Origin of the sequence: Arthrobacter castelli DSM 16402 (assembly GCF_000430705.1) — a bacterium.
GTDB lineage: Bacteria > Actinomycetota > Actinomycetes > Actinomycetales > Micrococcaceae > Arthrobacter_C > Arthrobacter_C castelli.
In genome coordinates, this window is record NZ_AUMN01000004.1 from 198,695 (window position 1) to 216,950 (window position 18,256).

General features: G+C 58.3%; 17 protein-coding genes and 1 pseudogene. 10 read left to right on the forward strand and 8 right to left on the reverse strand.

From position 1 onward, the window contains the following. Positions 1-18: 18 nt before the first annotated feature. Positions 19-921, reverse strand: coding sequence for an ABC transporter substrate-binding protein (locus H535_RS0106930; protein ID WP_026818978.1), 903 nt, complete (start codon positions 919-921; stop codon positions 19-21). A gap of 106 nt (positions 922-1,027) precedes the next feature. Between H535_RS0106930 and H535_RS23965 the strand changes: the two genes are divergently transcribed. Beyond that, positions 1,028-1,858: an IclR family transcriptional regulator domain-containing protein gene (locus H535_RS23965; protein ID WP_051298683.1), complete on the forward strand. Its 831-nt coding sequence runs from the start codon at positions 1,028-1,030 to the stop codon at positions 1,856-1,858. Positions 1,859-2,471: 613 nt separating this feature from the next. On the opposite strand, the gene H535_RS0106940 is transcribed toward H535_RS23965, so the two are convergent. From H535_RS0106940 to H535_RS23970, 6 genes are all read right to left on the reverse strand, one after another. Beyond that, positions 2,472-3,788: an amidohydrolase family protein gene (locus tag H535_RS0106940; protein ID WP_026818979.1), complete on the reverse strand. Its 1,317-nt coding sequence runs from the start codon at positions 3,786-3,788 to the stop codon at positions 2,472-2,474. A gap of 4 nt (positions 3,789-3,792) precedes the next feature. Next, positions 3,793-4,539 (reverse strand): nucleoside phosphorylase, encoded by a 747-nt coding sequence (locus tag H535_RS0106945; protein ID WP_026818980.1) that lies wholly within the window; start codon positions 4,537-4,539, stop codon positions 3,793-3,795. 75 nt (positions 4,540-4,614) lie between these two features. Beyond that, the gene (locus H535_RS0106950) at positions 4,615-5,247 is read right to left on the reverse strand and encodes a class II aldolase/adducin family protein (protein WP_035768662.1); all 633 of its coding nucleotides are present in this window, start codon (positions 5,245-5,247) and stop codon (positions 4,615-4,617) included. 82 nt (positions 5,248-5,329) lie between these two features. Next, positions 5,330-6,151 carry a purine-nucleoside phosphorylase gene (locus H535_RS0106955; protein WP_155838593.1) on the reverse strand — a complete coding sequence of 274 codons (822 nt, stop codon included), beginning with the start codon at positions 6,149-6,151 and terminating at the stop codon, positions 5,330-5,332. Between the two features lie 102 nt (positions 6,152-6,253). Further along, a complete protein-coding gene (locus H535_RS0106960) occupies positions 6,254-7,621 on the reverse strand; it encodes a NupC/NupG family nucleoside CNT transporter (protein ID WP_035768567.1) in 1,368 nt (455 codons plus the stop codon). A 47-nt stretch (positions 7,622-7,668) separates the two neighbouring features. Further along, positions 7,669-8,781 (reverse strand): s-methyl-5-thioribose-1-phosphate isomerase, encoded by a 1,113-nt coding sequence (locus tag H535_RS23970; RefSeq protein WP_342667719.1) that lies wholly within the window; start codon positions 8,779-8,781, stop codon positions 7,669-7,671. A 120-nt stretch (positions 8,782-8,901) separates the two neighbouring features. Here H535_RS23970 and H535_RS27670 point away from each other — a divergent pair, with 120 nt between their 5' ends. Continuing rightward, positions 8,902-9,633, forward strand: coding sequence for a GntR family transcriptional regulator (locus tag H535_RS27670; protein ID WP_051298684.1), 732 nt, complete (start codon positions 8,902-8,904; stop codon positions 9,631-9,633). Between the two features lie 210 nt (positions 9,634-9,843). Here H535_RS27670 and H535_RS28930 read toward each other — a convergent pair. Further along, a pseudogene (locus tag H535_RS28930) lies at positions 9,844-10,018 on the reverse strand (IS256 family transposase); the annotation flags it as partial. Positions 10,019-10,435: 417 nt separating this feature from the next. Between H535_RS28930 and H535_RS23980 the strand changes: the two are divergent. The 8 genes from H535_RS23980 to H535_RS24000 all read left to right on the forward strand — a co-directional run bounded on the left by H535_RS23980 (position 10,436) and on the right by H535_RS24000 (position 18,203). Continuing rightward, the gene (locus H535_RS23980; RefSeq protein WP_162144858.1) at positions 10,436-11,080 is read left to right on the forward strand and encodes a GntR family transcriptional regulator; all 645 of its coding nucleotides are present in this window, start codon (positions 10,436-10,438) and stop codon (positions 11,078-11,080) included. Between the two features lie 228 nt (positions 11,081-11,308). Next, on the forward strand, positions 11,309-12,493 hold the full coding sequence (locus H535_RS0106985) for a CaiB/BaiF CoA transferase family protein (RefSeq protein WP_026818985.1): 1,185 nt from the start codon (positions 11,309-11,311) through the stop codon (positions 12,491-12,493). Next, positions 12,493-13,344, forward strand: a complete 852-nt coding sequence (locus tag H535_RS0106990; RefSeq protein WP_026818986.1) for an HpcH/HpaI aldolase/citrate lyase family protein — start codon at positions 12,493-12,495, stop codon at positions 13,342-13,344. Before H535_RS0106985 ends, H535_RS0106990 begins: the two co-directional genes overlap by 1 nt. A gap of 33 nt (positions 13,345-13,377) precedes the next feature. Further along, a complete protein-coding gene (locus tag H535_RS0106995) occupies positions 13,378-14,397 on the forward strand; it encodes a tripartite tricarboxylate transporter substrate binding protein (protein ID WP_155838594.1) in 1,020 nt (339 codons plus the stop codon). After that, positions 14,394-14,903 (forward strand): tripartite tricarboxylate transporter TctB family protein, encoded by a 510-nt coding sequence (locus H535_RS23985; RefSeq protein ID WP_035768571.1) that lies wholly within the window; start codon positions 14,394-14,396, stop codon positions 14,901-14,903. The genes H535_RS0106995 and H535_RS23985 overlap by 4 nt, the downstream gene beginning before the upstream one ends. Next, entirely contained in the window at positions 14,904-16,457 is a 1,554-nt protein-coding gene (locus H535_RS23990) for a tripartite tricarboxylate transporter permease (RefSeq protein ID WP_081416502.1), read from the forward strand. It begins immediately after the preceding gene. Further along, positions 16,458-16,889: a universal stress protein gene (locus H535_RS23995; RefSeq protein WP_051298690.1), complete on the forward strand. Its 432-nt coding sequence runs from the start codon at positions 16,458-16,460 to the stop codon at positions 16,887-16,889. Positions 16,890-17,312: 423 nt separating this feature from the next. Further along, positions 17,313-18,203, forward strand: coding sequence for a LysR family transcriptional regulator (locus H535_RS24000; protein WP_051298691.1), 891 nt, complete (start codon positions 17,313-17,315; stop codon positions 18,201-18,203). Positions 18,204-18,256: the final 53 nt, after the last annotated feature.

The window sequence follows — 18,256 nt, forward strand, 5'->3', positions numbered from 1 at the left end:
CCGCGTTCGTCAGTGGTGTTATTTGCCAACGGCATTGGTCATCGCCTTCTCGACGCCTAATTCGTTCAGCCCGTACCCCTCAAGGACCTTGTCGTAGGAACCATCCTTGATCACGGCGCTGAGCGCCGCGGTAAAGGCTTTGCGCAGCTGTGTATCGGACTTGTTGAAGCCAATACCGTAGTAGGACTTGCCCTGGTTCTTGAGCGTGACCGCGTCGAACGTTGAGCCGCTGCCCTCATTTGAGGCCAAGTAGAGCAGTGCTGGGGCGTTGCCGATGAAGGCCTCCACACGTCCTGTTTTCACCTGCAGCCTCGCGTCTGAGGCTGCCCCGTAGAGCTTGAGGTTGATGGGTTTCTTCCCGGCCTCGGTGCACTTTTCGGACTGCGCATTCACGGCGTCGATCTGTGCGGCCCCGCGAATAGTAGCCATCGACATGCCGCAGAGGTCCGCCAGGGTCTGCAGGTTGTTCGGGTTACCTGCTGGAACCAGCATGGTGTATCCGGCACCGAGATAATCAATGAAGTCCAGCACCTTCTGCCGTTCCACTGTGTCGTTCATCGAATCCCAGATGATATCGATCTTGCCGGACTGCAGCGCGGGCCGCAGTCCCGAGAAGCTCAGCTTACGGAACTTGATCTCGATACCGAGCTGCTCTTCGAATAACTCGGCCAGATCTGGGTTGACGCCGGTCGGCTCACCCGCTGAATCGTAGAATCCCACCGGCGGAACATCCATGAGACCACCGGCGACGATTGTTCCTTCATCGCGTACGTCAGTCGGAAGCATATCCGCCAGGGGAGCGGCGCCGGCAGTCTCCTCATCAGTGGAACCGGTGTTGGAGCCGCCGCACCCGGTCAGCAGGAGTGATGCTGCTAAACCGGCCGTCAGAACGGTATGGCGAAAATACTGTCGTGTAGCCATGAGGTAACTCCCTAATTGAGCGCTCAGCGCACGGATAAGTGGTATTGCGCACATTCAGTAAATCGAATGCGCTATCATAAGTCAACGGTTGGTGCGGAAAGTGTAGATGGAGAGGCGATTGACGGCAGGGCAAGAGGCGCGCGGTCGGGGGACACATGTCCAGGCATTCGCACGCGGTATCCATATCCTCAAGGCATTCAGCCGAACCACTCCGACACTGACGTTGCCGCAGATCGCCGAAGCAACACAGCTGGACCGCGCAGTGGTCCGTCGTTACCTAATGACCCTGCAGGACCTGGGATACGTTGGTGCGTCCGGCAAGGGGTATAGCCTGCGGCCGCGGATTCTTGAAATTGGCTATGGATACCTGGCTTCCGCGGGGCTGCCGGAGATCGTCCAACCCCACCTCAATCGACTCTCCGCCACCGTCAACGAATCCTGTGCCGTGACGGTCCAGGATGACTCCGACGTTGTTTACATCGCTGTGGCCAATACGGACAGATCATTTTCCATCCAGCTCACCGTTGGAAACCGACTACCTGCGTACTGTACTGCGATGGGCCGCATCCTCCTCGCAGGCCAGCCGAAAGATGAGGTGCAAACTCAACTGCGCTGTGTGCCGCTGGTGCGGCACACAGCGCACACGATCCAAGATCCCGATAGAATTACCGCCCTCATAGACCGGGCCCGCTCACAGGGATGGGCGATCGGCGACGAAGAGTTGGAGGCAGGCGTGCACTCGGTCGCGGTGCCCATCAGAGACTCGACCCAGCAGCCGATCGCGGCAATGAGCGTCAGCACGCCCTCAGTACGCGTCTCTAACCAGACCCTGAAAGAAACCATCCTCGAGAAGCTGCGGGCCGCCCGCGACAGCGTGGAAAAAGACATCGTCGATGTCCCGGTCGCGCTCAGCCGCAACGATGCACCAGTTGGGTAAAGGATGGATGAGCCGGACAACCTTCGGCCGCGGCAAGACCTCCAAACTGCACTCCTGGAACCAAGCCCTTCACCATCCTGCACAAGGCCAGGCCAGTACCGGAACCTATCCGCGCCCGCCTCGTGGCAGCCGAGATTGCAGATCCTGGCCCCACCATCGTGCACAACCGCCGACCTCGAACATCCGATTGAAGCCGGTGGGAGCCCGAAACTGTGATTTCTGCAGTGTGATATCTTGTTAGTGCGCGTATTGCATGCGAAGAGAATCGACCTAACGACCCATCCTAGGCTGGAAAGCTTCTCCTCAATTTCTGTGGCGCTTCGATGCCAGTGTCGCACGATGTCAGAGGTTGAGTCCGCACCAGAACCGACGGCGAGTGGCCGCGCCTTTTGATGCAAGCGGTGGAGCCAATCTCATCCCGAAGACGCCAGCGGATTGCCTTTCCGTCTACCGTTTGCCTGCTTTGAGTGGGTTGGTGACACGCACATATGGCTCCCGCTGATGGGGAAATGTGCGGTGTTCTCTGGAACACGCTCGTTTACGTACTCCGCATCATGATCGTGGAGCGTATCATCGGGCAACGTAGGATCAGTTTATTTGAAGCATGCTGCCGTCATTCCCTGAACGCGTTCTTGGCTGCCGCCGATGCTTGCTGGATAGCAGATGTTTGGTCGATCGTCTGAAGGACACGGTTAAGCATGACGACGCGGCCGTCAACTATTGTGTGCTTTACGTCACCGGCAGCGGCTCCATAGACGGCGGTGGACCAGGGGTCTGTGCCCGGCGCGGCGTTTAGCGTGCTGGTACGTAGCACTTGGAGGTCAGCACGCATCCCTTTTTCTAATGTCCCGACCGTGGTGAGCCCAAGACTTCGTGCACCTTCGATGGTGCCAAGGCGAACGGCATGCTCGGCTTTGACCATCGTCGGGTCTTTCGTAGTGCCCTTGTGTAGTAGCGCTGCCATGCGTACCACCGCGAACATGTCCAGTGCCCCGGTCGACGCTGCGCCGTCGGTGCCGAGGCCGAGGGGCACGTCTGTTGTGAGCAGTTCTGCTATTGGTGCAATACCGCAGCCTAATTTGAGGTTCGAAACCGGGCAGTGTGCGACGTTCGCGCCCGCGGTGGCGACTTGGGCTATCTCATCTTTCGTCAAATGTACGGCGTGGGCCAGCATCGTGGTCCGATCAAGCAGGCCAGCTTTTGTGAGTACAGCGAGTGGACGGTCTTGATGAAGTTGCTCCACCAAATCGATTTCGCCCAAACTCTCAGAACAGTGAACGTTGATTCGGGCTCCATATCGGGCGGCTAGGTCATGAATACGACCGAGTTGTTCCGCACTGAGCGTGTAACTGGAGTGGGGCATAACCCAAAGGGCGTCATTAGGGTTTTCAGCTCGATTTTCTTGAAGTATTTCCTCGGCGCGGGAGAGCATGCCGTTGAAGTCGCGACCGTCGGGATCAAGGTCTCCCATGAAGGTTGGTCCATTAAGTAAACGGAAGCCCGACTCACGAGCAACTGCCCGTGCCGCCTGTGGATACCAGTACATGTCGAGCGCTGTGGTGATTCCTCCCGCAAAACATTCGGCAATGGCTGCCCGGGCCCCAATGGTGACCATCTCTTCGCTAAGGACTCTCATTTCTGCACTCACGAGTCGGTCAAGAAATTCTTCGAGGCTCACATCATCGGCAGCACCTCGAAAAATGTTCATGGCCAGGTGCGTATGAACGTTAACCCAGCCCGGCATGACGAGGCACCCGGGGTTGTGAAGCACCTCGGCGGCTCGGTAATCAGCGAGCAGTTGGTGCGTGGTTCCGACGTCAACAATTATCCCTTCTCTGATGGCGACTGCGCCGTCCAGAAGTATGGTCCCGGCCCTGTCGACAGTGAGGACCGCTTCTCCGGTGACGATGAGGTCGACAGGTACACTCATCGGCTCACGCTACTTCTGGCAGTGCCGCCAGAGCCTCAAGGGTGACAGCGATAGCCCGGTCGACGCCTTCAGTCACGATTGCGCGGTGTGGATCGTAGCCGGTTGTATCCACCAAGTCGTCGGCCGCGGCACCGTCAATGACGAGGACACCGCCGGCCCTTACGCCTCGTGTTGAGGCAAGAACGAGTAAGGCCGAGAGTTCCATTTCAATAGCAAGGACACCTGTTTCCAGGTAACTCTTGAGGCCGAGATCGAGCACTCCCGGATAGAAGGCTGCCCGGGTCCAAACAACGCCACGCTGGTGTGGAGCTGCATTTTCGACCGCACTCCGACGCAACTCGAGAACAATCTCAGCGGCCGAGCACGCCGGGTAGCTTTCAGGAACAAGCTGCTGCGTCACGCCATCGTCGCGGACACATGATTCTGCGATGATTAGGTCGCCGTCTTCGATACCAGTCTGCAAGGAGCCTGCGGTGCCGAGACGGACGATGGTGTCAACCCCTGCATCCATTAGTTCCTGGAACAGACATATCGCTCCAGGTCCCCCGACGCCGTGCGAAGAAACGACAATTTCGGTGCCATTCCACGTCCCCCTGAAGGACCGGTACTCACGGCGGTGTGCGATTTCACGTGCATCTGTCAATAATCGACTGATGCGCTCAGCCCGAAAGGGGTCCCCGACCACAAGCGCACGTGTAGGAAGACCACTCTTCGCAATGCCGGTGACGGGAAATGATTCATCGGGATTCATGCGTTCTCCTTTATGTAATGTGAAGCCAGGTCGTAATGTGAAAAACCGGAATTTGTGCGTACACAAGCGCGTGGATCAACTGTGGTGGAGGTGGTGAAACTCGTTCTCTGGAAACATCGTCGTTGTGTCGCCCAGGGCAAGGGCACGGAAGGTCGCTATCGCCGCCTCCTCAAGATTCAACGCACGCCGATAGGCCATCTCGATGGATTCCCCCATGGTTGAACAGCCGTGGTGACGCATGATCACGCAATTGTGGGTTTGTGCCTGTGCGGCCGCAGCATCCGCCAGCTTGTCCGACCCGTTGGGGTGGAAGGCACTGATCCCGATTGACCGAATGTAGCTTGCGTGGTCTAGGGTGATCATACGTATGTCATGGCCGAGCGCGTCCAGCAGTACCGCGTGCTGGGGATGAACATGGACGATAGAGTTGACATCGGGCCGGGCCATAAAGGTCTTCTGATGCAGCTTCCACTCACTGGACGGTTTCGGATTGCCCTCCAACACCTCACCTGCTAACGACATGATGGTGAATGTCTCGTCCGAGAGCTTGTCGAGCCAGGCCCCGGCGCCGGTGACGACGAACGTTTCAGTACCCGGTATTCTCGCGGAAAGGTTGCCCCCACTCGCCACCGCGAGTCCACTCTTCACAACCGAACAGCCTACGTCAACCAGCTCGGAGATATAATCCCGCGCGTGGCACATCAGCATATAGACCTCTCCCTTCCTGGAGCTAGACGTGGATCGTGACCCTGCCGCGATGGAGGCAGGTGCTTCGCTGCCCAACCTCATTTCATCCATGGAGTTTCTGCACAACGCCATGCACTAAGGCCGTCAGCTTCCCGGCCGAGAGCGCGACCTTGTCGGCCACGTCTTCTGCGGTGATGACTTGAGAGGACATTCCCGAGGCCATGTTGCCGATGCAGGCGACACCGAGTACTTCGATGCCGACATATTTGGCGACGAGGACCTCGGGGACTGTCGACATTCCTACAGCATCGGCCCCCATGGTTCGCAGCATTCTGATTTCAGCGGGCGTCTCGAGCGAGGGTCCGGGCCACCACGCGTACACACCTTCCCGTAATTCGATGTCCTTCGCCTGGGTGATGTTATGGGCCAGCTCTCGCAGCTGTGGCGAGTAGGCGGCCGACATGTCAGGGAACCGGTCTCCCAGAGAGGTGTCGGGTCCGCGCAATGGGTTCAGCCCTGAGGTATTGATGTGGTCGCTGATCAGCATGATGTCTGACGGCATGTAGTTGTCGTTGATGGCACCGCACGCGTTGGTGATGATCAGTGAACGGATCCCAAGGGAGTGCATGACCAGGATCGGGAAGGTGACGGCGTCGAGGGAGTGTCCCTCGTAGTAGTGGAAGCGTCCGCTCATCACGACAACATCTTTGCCCGCCAGTTGCCCAATGATCAACTCGCCAGCGTGCAGCTTGACTGAAGTGGTTGCGAAGTGCGGGATTTCCCCGTACGGGATTATAACCGGGTCGGTGAGCTGGTCCGCGAAGCTGCCGATGCCGCTTCCGAGGATCATCCCGACGGTGGGCCGCAGCGGCGTGCGGCTGCCGATGAGGGTGCTTGCCTCTTCAATCTTCTGCTCGATGTTCACCAGATCTCCTCGCGTGGTGGCTGATCGATGTGGATAGATGCTTGGTTGCGGTCGTCAGCTCGTGGTGTGGGTGGTCTTCGCTGCTTCCACCTGGATCGATTCTCAGATGAACATGCCTGCGATCGAGGCGCTCAGCATGGATGCCAGCATGCCGGCGAAGACGGCCGGCAATGCCATCTTGGCAATCTCGTGCTTGCGGGAGGGGGCGAGATTGCCAAGGACTCCCATCATCGAGCCCATCGAGGCGAGGTTTGCAAACCCGCAGAGTGCGAAACTCACGATCGCGACCGTCTTGGGAGACAGGGTGTCCTGGACTTCGACGAAGCTGCTGTAGGCGATGAACTCGGTGAGGATGAACTTCTCGCCGATGAACGATCCGACTGTCAGAGCCTCATCCCACGGCACTCCCATTGCAAAGGCCAAGGGCGCCAGTACATATCCCAGGATCTGTTGCAACGAGAGGTCCACCCCGAACCAGCCACTCACATAGCCCAGCACGCCGTTGACCACTGCGATGAGTGCCACAAATGTGAGCAGGATCGCCCCGACTGTCAGAGCCAGATCGAGGCCACGCTTGGCGCCGGACGCAGCGGCATCGACCACGTTGGCGGCCCTCTCATCGTCGTCCTCAGCACCTTCGGACTTAACCGCGTCCGCCTTGACAGCGGATCGTGTTTCCGTACGGCGTCCGGAATCGGTGGTGTACACCTTCTCGACTTCGACGTCCCCCTGAGCATTCGAAGCGCCATACGTCTCCGCAGCCGTGGCGTGGTCGGCGATGTCCCCGTTGCCGGTGATCTGCTCAGTCTGCGGATAGAACATCTTAGCCATGACGATGCCCGAAGGCGCCGCCATGAACATGGCAGCGATGATGTAGCGCGAAGGGACCCCCAAGGCGATGTAGGCGGCCAACATGGTTCCGGCCACTGAGGCCAGGCCCCCGACCATGACGGCGAAGAGCTCCGATCCAGTCATTCGGGACAGGTACGGCCTGACGGTCAAGGGGGCTTCGGTGTGACCGACGAAGATGTTGCTCGCTGCGGACAGAGATTCGGTCCGGCTGGTTCCCAGCAGTTTAGCGATCGCGCCCCCCAGGTACCGAGTCAGAATCTGCATCGCGCCGAGGTGATAGAGAACGGCCATTAGGCCAGCAAAGAAGATGATGTATGGCAGAACGTTGAACGCGACCACGAAACCGATACCTGATTCCTCAGTGTATAGGCCGCCAAACAGGAAGTTGATGCCTTCGCTCGCGAACTCCATGAGAGCATTCACTCCGTCGACGACCACGGAGAGCACCTTCTGCCCGACGCTCGTTCCCAGCACCAGGAAGGCGAACACGAAAAGGGTTCCGATCCCACCGAGAACGGGACGTAGCTTGATGTTTTTCTTATTGTTCGAGAATAAGAAGGCGATGCCCAGGATCACGATGATTCCAAGGATGCCTCTCAGTACGCTGATCACGTCCATAGCCAGTCTTTCTATGTGGGAGTTGAACCCGTAGAGCGGATAGGGGCCTAATAGATCAGTGCAGACCTTGACTCTGGGCTGGTCGCGACAGTGTCATGCACCGGCTCTCCTTTGGTTGTGTAGTACGAGCTGAGATCCGACGGGGAGTACCTCCCCCGATCTGTCGCAATGACGCTGATGAACCGTGGTGGGGTGATGTCGAAGGCCGGGTAGATACCGGTTACCCTGTTGGACGCCGTGCGCTGGCCGTTGAGATAGAGAACTTCGTTGCCGTCCCGGTATTCCATCGGTACGTCCTGAACGGTCGCTGCCTGGGCATCGGGTGCCTGAACCAACGCAACATATGGAATCCCGAACGCATGTGCTGCGATGGCTATCTGGAGTGTCCCGACCTTGTTGATCACGTGGCCGTCCATCGTCACTCTGTCTGCCGCCGTGACGACTTTCGTGATGGCACCGCGGCTCATGAGCTCAGCCGGCATGCCGTCGCTGATGACAGAAGTGGGAATTCCCATCTCGGCGAGGGACTCGGCCGTTAGTCTGGCCCCTTGCAGGTAGGGACGTGTCTCGGTGCACACGACGTTCAATTGTTTGCCTGCACGAATGGCGAAGGCTAAAGTTTCGGTCAGGTATGACTCGGCCCAACAATGGGTGAGTATGGTGTCACCGTCCTCGAGCAGAGCGCCCGCGTTCTCTCCCAGAAGTCGACTGCGACCCAGATACCGCTGTCCCACCTCTTGTGCAACCCATTCGACGACTTCGCTGAGCTGCTCATTCGCAGCAAGAAGCGGTTCGGCCGCCTGGCGAATCGCACCGACCGCTTCACGAATACCGTTGTTCGTAGGTCTTGTAGCCAACAGCCGGTCTGCCGCGGCCTTAAAAGCCTCGCGACGTTTGTTAACTCCGCTGAGTGTATCCACTGACCGCGCAGCCAGAACCATTCCGCCTGCCGCGGCGAACAACGGCCCGCTGCTCTGCGTCACCATCTCTTCGATGGCAGTGGCGACTTCCTCATAGGTCCGACACGTGACCCAGGTCTTCTGCAACGGAAACACCCTGCGGTCCAGGATCCGAACTGCATCTGTCTCAATCAACACGCTTTTCTCGATCAATGTCGGAACCGGTACCTCTGGTGCACTCATGAAGGATGCCCTTATCATTAGTTGTCGGATGTCTAATCACACCTGTCGGACGTCTATCTAATACTGTTTGGGGTATATACTTATACAGGTTTCAACGGCTGTCAAGGAAATTTCGTCGAAAATTCGGAAGAGGGGAAGATGAGCGAGGCGCCAATTCGATCTTCCAAATCGCTGCCGGCCGAGTTGGCCGTCACCTTGCGGGACCGTATTGCCGACGGCGAGTGGCCGGCTGGTGCCCGGCTGCCGTCCGAGCAGGAACTCGCCGCGCGCTTTGGAGTCAGCCGGCCGACCGTTCGGGCCGCTCTGCGGTCACTGGCCGATACTGGCACGGTCCGGGTACGGCGGGGTACCGGCACGTTTGTCTCCCCGCACAGCAGCGCCATCCGCGCCAGTATGCAACCCCTGCGGTCCACCAGCGAGCTCATCCGTGAGCAGGGACACGACTGCGACGTGACCTTCCGGGTAAAAGCCCTCCGCACAGCGACGGCGAGGGAAGCCGAACAGTTACAGCGCGAAAAAGCACCAATTGTCCTGGCCTATGAGCGCTCCTTTACCAGCGATAGGACCGCCATCGCTTTCGAGAAGGGAACGCTCGCGGTTGACGTATTTCCATTGGGGACTGACTTCGACGACCTCACCAGCTCGATCTTCGACTTCCTCGAGCCCCTGGGTCTGAGACCCGACCAAGCCTTGACCAAGATCCAGGCGACCTACAACCACGAAATCGCTTGGGGGCCACACAAGCCAGACCCCCCGCTCTACCTCACACTCGAGCAGGTGCAATTCCTGCCGTCGAACACTGCATTGAGCTGGTCGATCACACATTTCGTCCAGGAAAACTTCCAGTTCCACTTGGTGCGCAGCGTCTAGCTGAACCACCACGCAGGGACGGTTCACAGGGCAGATGCGCCTCGCGCATTGTTCCGACCGCTGGCCTACTTCAAATCGCCAACATACCGAGTGGTGCAGATCGAACCGTCATAGCCGCAAGGGCGAGCAGCTTCTCGTACACCACAGTCCTGTGGATCTTCCCGCGGGGCTACGGAACTATCTCGTTAACGGTGTATCCGGCGTTTTCATTTAGTAGTTTTCAGCGGCTGGGAATCGGTCGCTGATGGGGAATGCGTTGAGAGCGGGCTTCCAGCGCATCGTCCATCGGGCTTTGCCTGCACCGGTCGGGATCGAGTGATCCGGGGACCAGATACAAGCACTTTAGCGCGACCTGCTCGGTGGGGAAATGCCCGGGCGCCTTAACCCGGATCTTTCATCAGTTGTCGGCTATGGGGTCTGAAGCCGGTTGATTCGACAAGCCTGGCTTCTTAGTGGTTTCGGACGCGTTGAGTTGGCCCGTTCGCTGGGTATTGCGCCGGTTCTCCACTGACCGGGAGGTTGTCGTCGTCCTGCTTGTGATGGCCGGGCATGAGACTGCTGGCCCAGGTCCGGACGCCTGCGGTGTTCTGCTTGAGTATGGTTGCGATGCGGGCGGTGACGTCGATCAGCATGCTAAGCAGCTGATGCTAGGGGGGCCGTCCGGGGCAGCAGCAGCGCCATAAACGAGGGATCGTTTCCTGACTATATATAAGCGATAGAATTGCGAGGAAGCAATGATTACAGAGGAAGCGGTAAGCGGAAGATGACTACTCGCGGACAGGCGCCAGGATCATCACCTGTGTTGCCTAAGTCGAAGACCCAGTATGTGTATGAATGGCTTCGCGAACAGATTGTTCAGGGAAAGTTGTCTCCGGGAGAGCCGATTCGGCAGCAGTACGTTGCGCAGACACTGGGAGTTTCTTTCACTCCGGTGCGGGAGGCGATTCGGCGGCTTGAGTCTGTTGGATTGGTCAGCCACTCCGACAATCATGGAGCATCTGTCAATGAACTATCCCCGGACGCCATACAAGAGCTGTATCTCCTTCGCGGTGTGATGGAAGGGCTCGGCGCCAGGCTCGCGGCACGGAAGTACTCCCAGGATGAGTTGCTTGAGCTAGAAAGCATACATACAGAGATGTCGCAGCTCTTGGACAGTGATGAAGCAGTTGGTGGTCAGCTGGCCTCTCTTAGCCGCGAGTTCCACGCGAAGATTAATATGATTGGCGGTTCTGCGGTCATTGCTCCGCGTGTGCAGGAGATCTGGGCGACTTTCCCCATCCCGCGTTCGCAGACTTTGTGGGATTCCAAGTCCCACGCGGCGCAGGCATTCGCATTTCATGGGCAGATTCTTCAGGCATTCCGCGAGCGCGACAGCTCTACTGCGGCGGAGCTCATGGAGCGGCATATTGCGGCAAGCGCTGAGTATAGGTCTGCTCGCTCGTTTTAGTCTGTGTGGACGTGCGCTCTGAAGCTGGATCAAAGCCGCAAGCCCCCGACCGCGTAGGTGCCAGTCTGCTGAGTAGCAGGTCCCGATTCGTCGGAGAAAAGCGGCGCACAGAGAGTCAAGGCCCCAGCGGGTTCTCCTCGCAGAGACGTTTGATTTTACGGGTGTCGGCTGTGGCTTGAGGGCGAGTGACTCTTGACACAGAAGTCGATAAACGATTATATATAACGTATGACCGCCCTCCGTGATCTCAAAGTCCTTGATTGTTCGACGCTCTTTGCCGGGCCGTATGCTGCCGCGATGCTGGGCGATTTCGGTGCCGAGGTGATTAAGCTTGAGCATCCTTCCAGACCGGACCCCAGCAGGGGACATGGGCCGGCTAAAGAGGGACGCGGTTTGTGGTGGACTTCGCTGGGCCGTAATAAGCGGACGATTACCGCGAATCTTAATACGGAGAGCGGTCGGGACGTTTTCCGGCGTTTGGTGGCTGAAGTTGACGTCGTCATCGAAAATTTTCGTCCTGATACGCTCGAACGCTGGAATCTAGGTTTTGAGGCCCTCAAAAAGATCAATCCAAAAGTGGTTCTGGTGCGGGTTACCGGTTTCGGGCAGACGGGGCCGCGGCGCCGGGACCCTGGTTTCGGTACTCTGGCCGAAGCTATGAGCGGGTTCGCCGCCGTCACCGGCGACCCCGATGGTCCGCCGACCCTCCCGCCATTGGCTCTGGCCGATGGCGTGGCTGGCATCACCGCTGCCTATGCCGCGATGGTTGCCCTTCACGCCAGGGACACGAGCGGGGAGGGGCAGGTCGTTGATCTGGCGCTGATTGAACCGCTGTTGGGCATACTTGGACCGCAGGTCACCATTTACGACCAGCTGGGTGTTATTCCGGAGCGCACTGGAAATCGGACACAGAACAATGCTCCCCGCAATGTATACAGGACGCGGGATGATCGGTGGTTGGCGGTTTCGACATCCGCCCAATCGGTGGCCGAGCGGGTGATGAAATTGGTGGGACGTCCAGATTTCATTCACCAACCATGGTTCTCTTCCGGGACGACCAGGGCGCAGCATGCCGATGAACTCGATGAATCTGTCTCGTCATGGGTCATAGAACGCACGGCCGAGGAAGCTTTAGCTGGATTTGCGGAAGCCGAAGCCGCCGCAAGCCTGGTCTATAACGTTGCGGACATCGTCAACGATGAGCAATATGCGGCCCTTGAGACCATCAAGACCGTCGATGACCCACACCTGGGACCAGTACAGATGACGAATGTGCTGTTCCGTCTATCGAATACCCCGGGACACATCAGTTTCGCCGGTCGCGATCACGGTGCTGATACCACCGAGGTGCTTGAACAGCTTGGATTCATCGAAGCAGAGATAGCTGATATGCGGGAACGGGGAGATGTCTGATGCACCATCCCGCATTGACCTGGCTGTACTGTCCTGCAGCGCGCCTGGACTTGCTGGAGAAGGCACGCATCAGCGAAGCCGACGTGGTGATCTACGACCTCGAGGACGCCGTGCTGCCATCCCAGAAGGACCACGCACGCGAACAGCTTCGAAACTTCCTGTCCCACAACATTCGAAGCGGAACGAGCATCGCTACAGAAGTCCACGTAAGAATGAACAATCTGGAAAGCCGGTGGGCGCAGGCTGACATCGAAATGCTGGCCTCCACTGATGAGATTGATGCGGTCCGTGTACCCAAGGTGGAATCGCCGGACCAGCTCGCCGCGTTCTCGAATAAACTCAACGGTTTCGCCGTACATGCCTTGGTCGAGACGGCAAAAGGACTCGCAAATCTGGAAGAAATCTGCGGTTCGCCCTTCATTGAAGGCGTCTCTCTCGGGGACGCCGACATCCGGGCCGACATGCATCTGACTGGGGAGCACGCCATGGACCAGTTCCGGGTCCGGCTCGTCCTTGCATTAGCGTCACAAGGGAAACCGGCACCCGTGGGGTCGGTGTTCACAGATCTTTTGGATACGGAAGGGCTGCTTCGACATACCCGCCATCTGCGGGATCTGGGTTTCATAGGCCGCACAGCGCTCCATCCCAAGCAGCTTCCAATCATCCGCCAGGCATTCACGCCCACCCCTGACGAAACCGACCAAGCCCGGAAACTCTTGGCCGCCGCCGCAGCAGCAAGCGACAACGACTCATCCGGCGCATTCACCATGGCAGACGGCCGGTTTGTCGATGTTCCGATTATCCGGCAAGCCGAAACCACCATGGCCCTGGCTGCCGCCGTCCGGAACTAGCCTCCCCATCGAGCAGAAGCTCTCATCCACCAATTGATACTGATCGAAAGCCGAGGAAAAACAATGGCGTTAACACGACGGATAATGGCGACAACGGCAGTTGCAGCACTGGCACTGACCGGTTGCGGCCAACAGAAGCCTGCTGCAGGGGGAGAAGGAGAAGAAACATCCTGGCCCACAGGCTCCTTCACTCTGATGGTCCCCGGTGACGCCGGGGGCGGATGGGACGGAACCGGCCGTGCGCTGACCCAGGCGATGGAAACATCAGGCCTGGTGCAGGACACCCAAGTCATTAACCAAGGCGGAGCTGCCGGGACCATCGGACTTGCCTCTTTCGTTGAGAACAGCCGTGAAAACTCCCTATCTATTAGCGGCAGCACAATGATCGGCGGGATCCTCCTCACCGACTCTGCCGTGACCCTCGATGACGTCCAACCCGCAGCCGTTCTCATTTCCGAGCCCGTCGTGCTAGCTGTCCGTGCGAACTCGCCATATAAATCACTGGACGATTTCCTTTCCGCGCTCAAGAAGGATACGGAAGGAACTTCCGTTGCCGTCGGCTCGACCGGTGGTGTCGATCATCTGGGATTCGCGCAGGTTGCCGAAGCAGCAGGGGTTGATCCTACAAAGCTGAATGCTGTTTCGTTCAAAGACGGCGGTCTGACCTCGGTCCTGAACGGAGACGTTGCCGCCGGCTTTTCAACTCTGCAGCAGTGGCGGCCACAGATCGAAAACGGGGACCTGAGGGTTCTCGGCGTTACCTCGGCCGAGCGGGTAGAGGGGCTGGACGCACCAACGTTCATAGAACAGGGCATAGACGTCGAATGGGCCACCTGGCACGGATTGGTTGCACCCAAGGACACGACAAAAGAAGAAGCCGCAGCCATCGCCGACTTCCTGTCTGAGGTACATGCCACAGATGCTTGGCAGGAAGCGGTGGAAAAGAACGACTGGACCGACGAGTTCATGGTCGGCAAGGAAGCGGACAAATACTTCGAAGAACAGAAGGCCCTGTACGAAGACCTGCTTCCACGGTTGGGCCTGACCGAATGAGGACACCGACGCCGCACCATTTCTTCCGCAGGGTCCATGTCGGAGAAGCGCTCGCCGGGTTGATTCTGGCGGCAGCAGGTGTCTCGATGGTTGTCGCCACGGGCGACATCACTGTCGTGGGTAATAACCAGGTGGGACCGAGGTTCTTTCCTTATCTGGTGGGCGGACTCCTCCTACTGACCGGAGTTGGTATCGCAGTGTCCGCGGCACGCGGGCACCAAGGCGAGTCGGAAGCTGGAGAGGACGTAGATGCCAGCAAGCACACCGACTGGAAAACCCTTGGATTCATCATCGCAATTTTCCTGGCCTATATTTTCCTGATCCAACCCGTTGGTTATCTTCTCATGACGATCTTCTTGTTCGGCGGCATGGCATGGATCCTGGGTGCACGCAGGTGGAGAGGGCTCATCACCGTTTCGGTCGTGGTCCCGTTCCTGTCATATCTGTTCTTTACCCGGGTGCTGGGAATATACATCCCCAACGGCATCTTGGAGGCAGTCATCTAAATGGATGCTCTAGTCAACCTTCTCGACGGTTTCACCAACGCATTCACCCTTGCCAACCTGTTCTATGCCTTCCTGGGCACGCTCGTCGGTTCTGCCATCGGAGTGCTGCCAGGGATTGGTCCGGCCATGTCGGTTGCCCTCCTGCTGCCCCTCACATACGGACTTGATCCCACCGCCGCACTGATCATGTTCGCGGGTATCTACTACGGATCGATGTACGGCGGATCCACCGCAGCGATCATCCTGAACACTCCCGGAGAGTCGGGGTCCATCGCCACCGCACTTGAAGGTAACAAGATGGCCAAGGCTGGCCGCGGGGCTGCTGCCCTGGCCACTGCCGCCATTGGATCGTTTGTGGCCGGAACGATCGCAACGCTCCTCTTAGCGCTGCTGGCCCCGTCTGTGGCAGAGATAGCGGTGATGCTGGGACCACAGGACTACTTCGCCCTTATGATTCTTGCCTTCCTCGCCGTCACTGCCGTACTGGGATCAAGCTTGGTCAGAGGCCTGGCGAGCCTGAGCATCGGCTTAGCGATCGGGCTGATCGGTATCGATGTACAGACCGGTCAGGCCCGGTTCACCCTCGGCATACCACAGCTGTATGACGGTGTGGACGTCATTCTCGTTGTTGTCGGCCTCTTTGCCGTTGGAGAAGCCTTCTGGGTCGCCTCAAGACTGCGGAAGGCACCCCCCAAGCTCGCCACCGTCCACGGGCACTGGATGCGGAAGAACGACTTCAAACGCTCCTGGAAGCCTTGGCTGCGAGGGACGGCGCTGGGCTTCCCTATCGGGGCGATGCCGGCGGGCGGTGCAGAGATACCAACATTTCTCAGCTACGGTATCGAGCGCAAACTCTCGAAACACTCCGAAGAATTCGGTACAACCGGGGCCATCGAAGGAGTGGCGGGGCCCGAAGCAGCTAACAACGCCTCGGCCGCCGGTGTCTTCGTGCCCCTGCTCACCCTGGGTCTGCCCACCTCGGCCACAGCAGCCATCCTGCTCGCCGCCTTCCAACAATTCGGGCTACAGCCCGGACCGGCATTCTTCACAACCAATTCCACACTCGTCTGGACGCTGCTGGCGAGCCTGCTGATCGGCAATGCCATGCTCCTTGCCCTGAACCTCCCGCTGGCAGGACTGTGGGCACGGCTGCTCCGGATTCCCCGCCCCTATCTCTACGCGGGGATCATGCTTTTTGCAACGTTTGGTGTCTACAGCCTCGGCCTGTCACCCACCGATCTTTTCCTGCTCCTCATCGTGGGGCTCATGGGCTACGCTATGCGCAGCTTTGGGTGGCCAGTGGCCCCAGCTATCATCGCGGTGATCCTCGGCCCACTGGCCGAACAACAGGTCAGGCGGGCCCTCGCGATCAATGAAGGTGATCCGAGCATTCTGTGGAGCACACCGTTCTCCCTCACCGTGCTACTCCTGTCCGGGACTCTGCTCATCGGTCCGTTCGTATTCAGAAAACTGCGGAAGCGGCACACCACATCGACGGACGATCATTCGGAGCATTCCGAAACTCCGCGTTCAGCACATGAAAGGGCCAAGTAAGTGACAATCGTTATCGGATATGTTGATAAACCCGAAGGCAGAAGTGCTCTGCGACGAGCAGCTAAAGAGGCAGCCTTGCGTTCCGAGAAGCTGCTCATCATCAATGCCGTCAGAGGCGAAGCAGCAACCGAGCCGATGGCCGCGGATATGTCCGATCTACGGCAGCTCGCCGAACGCACACGTCACCAAGGAGTCGAAACCGTCGATGTGCTCCAACCTCTGGGGCCCGATTTCGCCGATGCACTGATCGCGGAAGCGGAACACCATGAGGCAACCATGATAGTCATTGGCCTGCGCAGACGCAGCCCGGTAGGGAAACTATTCCTGGGTAGCACCGCACAGCAGATCCTGCTCCAGGCACATTGCCCTGTGCTGGCAGTAAAGGCAGAGGAAGGCTTTAAGGACCGGCAGACTATCGGCGGTGCAGCATAACCAGCCCCGTCAGTCGCAACTACGGTGAGATTACACCGGAGACCCGGCGGTGCAGTCCGCCCGATTCAGGTTTGATTTCCTCGGGTATTCCGAGCCCTCCCTTGTCCAGCACACGAATTCCCCCCCCTCGATCATGCAGAAGTGATGTTAGGGGTACGAAACACCAAATTGGTGAGTCATCTTGTCCATTTGGGGTACAGGCTAACCGGATGTCAGGGACCAGCGTGATATCTCGTCGGATTGCTGCGTTGGCTCGCTGAACTCTCCGGTCCAGCCCATAGAGCCAGATCTGACAGGTTGACCGAAGCGCTGTTATCGGGCGTGTAGCTATCTTGTGTAGTGGACCACCCCCGGCGTATACGGTGACTTTGTTTGTTGGCATCCGGCCAGTTTAAGTGGCTGGTTTTTTTAGAAGGAGCGGCTATGAATCTGAACCAGCTTCGATACTTCGTTGAGGTCGCCCGGAGGGGGTCGGCCTCGGCAGCGGCAAAGGAACTATTCGTTGCGCAGCCTACGGTGTCGACCGAGATTCGCAGGCTCGAACGGGAACTCCAGTGTGAGCTGTTCACCCGGGCTGGCCGGAGTCTGGCATTGTCGTCCTCGGGTCGGCATTTTCTACCCTATGCGGAAAACGTCATCAGCAGCGTCACGGTGGCCCACGAAGCCATGATCTCGCATAACGAAATGATCTCGGGCACAGTACGGTTCGGTTATTTGGCCTCGGCGCATAAATATATGATCGGCAGTATTGCCAGAAATCTTCACACTAAGTTTCCAGGCGTCAATTTCGAGTTCAGGGGGTTGAACTCGGCGCATGTTGCCGACCTTGTCCGGGATGGCGTATGCGATGCCGGGCTGGTGATGATCCCGATTGCCGATCATGGTTTGTCCGTGTCGCCGCCGATATCAACTCAGCCCCAGTATTACTGGACAGCTGCGCCCGAACGAGTGGCCCCGAAACTATCAATTGCCGACATTATCGATCGGCCGATGGTGATTTCTGAAGCGTCGTGGCGGGATTCCGACCCCTTGCGGCTCCAACTGACGGCCGCCGCCCAGCGGCGCGGACTGGTTTTCACTCCGACCGTCGAGGTGGAGTTCCAGGATGCAGCTATCCAGATTGCCGCGGAGGGGACCGCCGACACCATCGCTTCCCCGTTGATTGTCAATTCGTTAGGCTTCGGTCAGATACTCACGCCAGTCGAGATAGACGAACCTATGCATGAATCGCTGGCGATCGCTACACGAGGTGGTATGCACTCCAGTAAGCCGGTCATCGAGTTTCGTAACGCGCTCGAAGCGGTGTTCAGGTAACAAGGTATATAGCCTTTTCCTATACTTGTGTTAATTAACCTCCCATTTATCGA

Bases quoted from the DNA above. Each gene is read 5' to 3' on its own strand.
- H535_RS0106945 (WP_026818980.1), bottom strand. From the start codon at position 4,539: ATGAATCCCGATGAATCATTTCCCGTCACCGGCATTGCGAAGAGTGGT.
- H535_RS23965 (WP_051298683.1), top strand. From the start codon at position 1,028: ATGGAGAGGCGATTGACGGCAGGGCAAGAGGCGCGCGGTCGGGGGACA.
- H535_RS0106950 (WP_035768662.1), bottom strand. From the start codon at position 5,247: ATGCTGATGTGCCACGCGCGGGATTATATCTCCGAGCTGGTTGACGTA.
- H535_RS0106940 (WP_026818979.1), bottom strand. From the start codon at position 3,788: ATGAGTGTACCTGTCGACCTCATCGTCACCGGAGAAGCGGTCCTCACT.
- H535_RS23990 (WP_081416502.1), top strand. From the start codon at position 14,904: ATGGATGCTCTAGTCAACCTTCTCGACGGTTTCACCAACGCATTCACC.
- H535_RS24000 (WP_051298691.1), top strand. From the start codon at position 17,313: ATGAATCTGAACCAGCTTCGATACTTCGTTGAGGTCGCCCGGAGGGGG.
- H535_RS23970 (WP_342667719.1), bottom strand. From the start codon at position 8,781: ATGATAAGGGCATCCTTCATGAGTGCACCAGAGGTACCGGTTCCGACA.
- H535_RS0106985 (WP_026818985.1), top strand. From the start codon at position 11,309: ATGACCGCCCTCCGTGATCTCAAAGTCCTTGATTGTTCGACGCTCTTT.
- H535_RS0106990 (WP_026818986.1), top strand. From the start codon at position 12,493: ATGCACCATCCCGCATTGACCTGGCTGTACTGTCCTGCAGCGCGCCTG.
- H535_RS0106930 (WP_026818978.1), bottom strand. From the start codon at position 921: ATGGCTACACGACAGTATTTTCGCCATACCGTTCTGACGGCCGGTTTA.
- H535_RS27670 (WP_051298684.1), top strand. From the start codon at position 8,902: ATGAGCGAGGCGCCAATTCGATCTTCCAAATCGCTGCCGGCCGAGTTG.
- H535_RS23985 (WP_035768571.1), top strand. From the start codon at position 14,394: ATGAGGACACCGACGCCGCACCATTTCTTCCGCAGGGTCCATGTCGGA.
- H535_RS0106960 (WP_035768567.1), bottom strand. From the start codon at position 7,621: ATGGACGTGATCAGCGTACTGAGAGGCATCCTTGGAATCATCGTGATC.